The sequence below is a fragment of the Celeribacter marinus genome, from assembly GCF_965656515.1.
GTDB lineage: Bacteria > Pseudomonadota > Alphaproteobacteria > Rhodobacterales > Rhodobacteraceae > Celeribacter > Celeribacter marinus_D.
Genome location: NZ_CBFHKW010000086.1, coordinates 1 through 3,722 on the forward strand (window position 1 = coordinate 1; position 3,722 = coordinate 3,722).

Genomic DNA, 3,722 nt, shown 5'->3' on the forward strand with positions numbered 1-3,722 from the left:
TTCTCGAAAAGACGACTGTGAAAAAGTTGGATCGTGGCAACGGTAAGGTTGTTGCGCAGTTTGAAGACGCGAACGGCACGACCACGCAAGAGTTCGACACGGTCATCTCTGCGGTTGGTATCGTGGGCAACTGCGAGGGTCTGGGGCTTGAGGAATTGGGCGTCACCATCGACCGCACTCATGTAGTGACCGATGAATATTGCCGCACTGGTGTGGACGGTGTCTTCGCCATTGGCGATATCGCGGGCGCGCCATGGCTTGCCCACAAAGCCTCCCATGAGGGTGTTATGGTGGCGGAATTGATCGCGGGCCAAAAACCGCACCCGATCAAGCCGAACACGATTGCGGGCTGTACCTATTGCCATCCGCAAGTGGCCTCTGTTGGCTTGACCGAAGAAAAAGCAAAGGCGGCGGGTTACACGCTCAAAGTCGGCAAATTCCCGTTTATCGGCAATGGTAAAGCGGTGGCGATGGGCGAGGGCGAGGGATTGGTCAAGACTATCTTTGACGCCAAAACCGGCGAGTTGTTGGGCGCGCATATGATCGGCGCGGAAGTCACCGAAATGATCCAGGGTTTTGTGATCGGAAAGACTCTTGAGACCACCGAAGAAGATCTCATGCACACTGTCTTCCCACACCCGACGATGTCGGAAATGATGCATGAATCCGTGCTTGCCGCCTATGATCGTGCGATCCACATTTAAGGACGCCATAGGTTTAGATACGCGAAAGCCCCGCCATTGGCGGGGCTTTTTTCTACTGACAGGCAAAAGTTTGTTAGGGTCTAAAAATGCAAAGGTTGGCGCGCCCCCTTGTGCGTTTGTGCTCATATGCTAGCGTGCTCTAATGACTGATTGGGATTCTCTTAGATATATACTCGCTGTCGCCCGTGAGGGTGGCTTGTCCGGTGCTGCGCGTGTGTTGGGCGTGAATCACGCCACCGTGTCGCGTCAGTTGGCCAAGGCCGAGGAGGTTGCGGGCGTGCGGTTTTTCACCCGTCTTGCATCTGGCTTGCAACCGACCGAAGCGGGGCAGGTGGCAATCGCCCACGCCGAAGAGGTCGAGGCGCGTATGGTTGCGCTCGATATGGCGCTGGCCTCACGCGACGAGAACGAACAGGGCGAGTTGAAAATCACCATCCCGCCGTTGCTCGCGGATGATCATTTCGCCTCTGATCTCAAAGAATTCAAAGAGTTGCACCCTGGAATCGACATTTCCATTTTGGGTGCGACAGAGGTGTTGAACCTGCATCGGCGCGAAGCGGATGTTGCCATTCGTGTGACCCGCACCCCCGAAGAGAGCCTTTGGGGACGGATGATGACCGCGCAACGTGCGGGGTGGTTTGCCTCGCCTGCGTATGTGGAACGCTACGCTGATGTTCTTGCGGGGCGTGATGTCGAGACGCGGTTGCCCTACATTTCCTTTACCCCGAGCGCCCAGATTTGTCCCTCAACGCTGTTTGCCGATTTGCCGTCTTGCCGCGTAGCGTTTCACACTGATGATATGGTGTCCGCGCTGTCGCTCGCCCGCCAAGGTGTTGGAATCGTGCGCTGTTCGCATTTTCTGGGCGATCCTGATCCGGCCTTGGTGCGTGTGCCAAATGTGGCCTTGACGGACCATGTACCGATTTGGGTTTTGACCCATCCCGACCTGCGCCACGTGCCCCGCGTCACCGAATTTATGCGCTTTATTGCTGGTCGGTTTTCCGCGCGGCGACGTCTATACATGGGACCGGAAAGTGATACCGCAGGCAATTCAATGCGCCCGGACGGGGCAAAATTCGAGGGCACGACGACAAACGTGACCGAGCCGGCCGAATAACGCGATGATATAAAAAAGCACGCCATGACGATTGTTCTGGCGTGCTTTTTTGCGATCACTGTGCGCGTTAAACCTGTTCGATTTTTCCGCCCGCCTGCACCCAATTGTAAAAGCCGCCCAAATTATCGACACGCGCGTGGCCAAATTGACCCAGCATGCGTTTTGCACTGGCAGAGCGCGCCCCAGAGGCGCAATAAACCACGATATGTTTGCCCTGCTTGAACGCAGGCAAGCATTCTGGCGAGGACGGGTTTGCTTTCATCTGCAGGTTAATCATGGGAACATGTATCGCTCCTTTTGCTTTGCCCGATCCGCGCAATTCGCCCGCGTCGCGCACATCGACCAACACAAGTGTTTCTGCGTCCAAGCCTGAAACGACTTCAGAGACAGAAATCTTAGGGCTACCTTTTAACAATCCAAACATGGATGATTCCTTTGATTATTCATGCGTTATTTGAGGCCAAAATACGGACTTTGAGCGCGCGGGTCTGTGATGAAATCACCAAGCCCTGACCTATCCGCACTAAGAGGGATGCATTGCGGTGGTTCTGTGTAGAAAAGTTGACCAAACGGCACTCGTTCATACTTTGTTCTTCTTTTTGGGTTGGAAGGTGCGCGCCAACCGACTAGATATGACAAAGCCGGCGAGGCGTGGACATTCTAAGGGTAGGGCACATGGCCGATCTAAAATCAATCGAAGTACGCGGCGCGCGCGAGCACAATCTCAAAAACATCGATGTGGATATTCCGCGCGACCAATTGGTTGTGATCACGGGCCTGTCGGGATCGGGTAAATCCTCGCTCGCGTTTGATACGATCTACGCCGAGGGTCAGCGTCGATATGTCGAAAGCCTAAGCGCCTATGCGCGTCAGTTCCTTGATATGATGGGGAAACCTGACGTCGATCATATTTCGGGCCTCAGCCCCGCGATCTCGATTGAACAAAAAACCACGTCGAAAAACCCACGCTCAACGGTGGGGACGGTTACAGAAATCTATGACTACATGCGTCTGCTGTTTGCGCGCGCAGGCACGCCCTATTCGCCCGCCACAGGAGAGCCGATTGAGGCGCAACAGGTCCAGGACATGGTGGATATCATCATGGCGATGGAGGAGGGGACGCGCGGCTTTTTATTGGCCCCGATTGTGCGCGACCGAAAAGGCGAATACCGCAAGGAATTCCTAGAGCTGCGCAAGCAAGGCTTTCAGCGGGTCAAGGTCGACGGTGAGTTCTATGAACTGGATGAGCCCCCCACGCTCGATAAGAAATTCCGCCACAACATCGACGTTGTGGTCGACCGTTTGGTGGTGCGTGACGGGTTGGAGACTCGGTTGGCCGACAGCTTGCGCACCGCACTTGATCTTGCGGACGGGATCGCAATTTTGGAGACGGCGCCAAAGGATGACGCAGAGCCGGAGCGCATTACGTTTTCCGAAAATTTCGCCTGTCCTGTCAGCGGCTTTACCATTCCCGAAATTGAACCGCGGCTGTTCTCGTTCAACGCGCCGTTCGGGGCGTGCCCGACCTGTGACGGTCTGGGCATGGAGTTGTTTTTCGACGAGCGTTTGGTGGTGCCAGATGCGGCGCTAAAGGTGGCAGATGGCGCTATCGCACCATGGCGCAAGGGCAAGACGCCGTTTTTCTTACAAACCATCGAAGCCCTTGCAAAGCATTACGAATTTGATGCCAAAACCCCATGGAAAGATCTACCTGCGCATGTCCAGCAGGTGTTTTTGTACGGCTCGGGGACGGAGGAAATTCCGTTTCGGTATGACGAGGGCGGGCGCGTCTACGAGGTGACCCGTAGTTTTGAGGGCGTGGTGCCCAATATGGAGCGCCGCTACCGCGAAACCGATAGCAATTGGGTCCGCGAAGAGTTCGAGCGGTACCAAAACAACCG

3 protein-coding genes and 1 pseudogene are annotated in these 3,722 nt (G+C 55.4%); 3 read left to right on the forward strand and 1 reads right to left on the reverse strand.

The window, feature by feature from the left end:
- Together ACTG34_RS13050 and ACTG34_RS13055 are read left to right on the forward strand one after the other, a co-directional pair.
- A partial coding sequence (locus tag ACTG34_RS13050) for an FAD-dependent oxidoreductase (protein ID WP_439105325.1) occupies positions 1-704 on the forward strand: 704 nt, incomplete at its 5' end.
- Positions 705-846: 142 nt separating this feature from the next.
- Positions 847-1,821, forward strand: coding sequence for a LysR family transcriptional regulator (locus ACTG34_RS13055; RefSeq protein ID WP_439105326.1), 975 nt, complete (start codon positions 847-849; stop codon positions 1,819-1,821).
- A 67-nt stretch (positions 1,822-1,888) separates the two neighbouring features.
- On the opposite strand, the gene ACTG34_RS13060 is transcribed toward ACTG34_RS13055, so the two are convergent.
- Positions 1,889-2,245, reverse strand: coding sequence for a rhodanese-like domain-containing protein (locus ACTG34_RS13060; RefSeq protein ID WP_439105327.1), 357 nt, complete (start codon positions 2,243-2,245; stop codon positions 1,889-1,891).
- 251 nt (positions 2,246-2,496) lie between these two features.
- On the opposite strand from ACTG34_RS13060, the pseudogene ACTG34_RS13065 reads away from it, so the two are divergent.
- Positions 2,497-3,722, forward strand: a pseudogene (locus ACTG34_RS13065) (excinuclease ABC subunit UvrA); the annotation flags it as partial.

What these genes read in the sequence shown, in the direction of transcription:
- ACTG34_RS13060 (WP_439105327.1), bottom strand. Translation starts at nt 2,245, where the DNA reads ATGTTTGGATTGTTAAAAGGTAGCCCTAAGATTTCTGTCTCTGAAGTC.
- ACTG34_RS13055 (WP_439105326.1), top strand. Translation starts at nt 847, where the DNA reads ATGACTGATTGGGATTCTCTTAGATATATACTCGCTGTCGCCCGTGAG.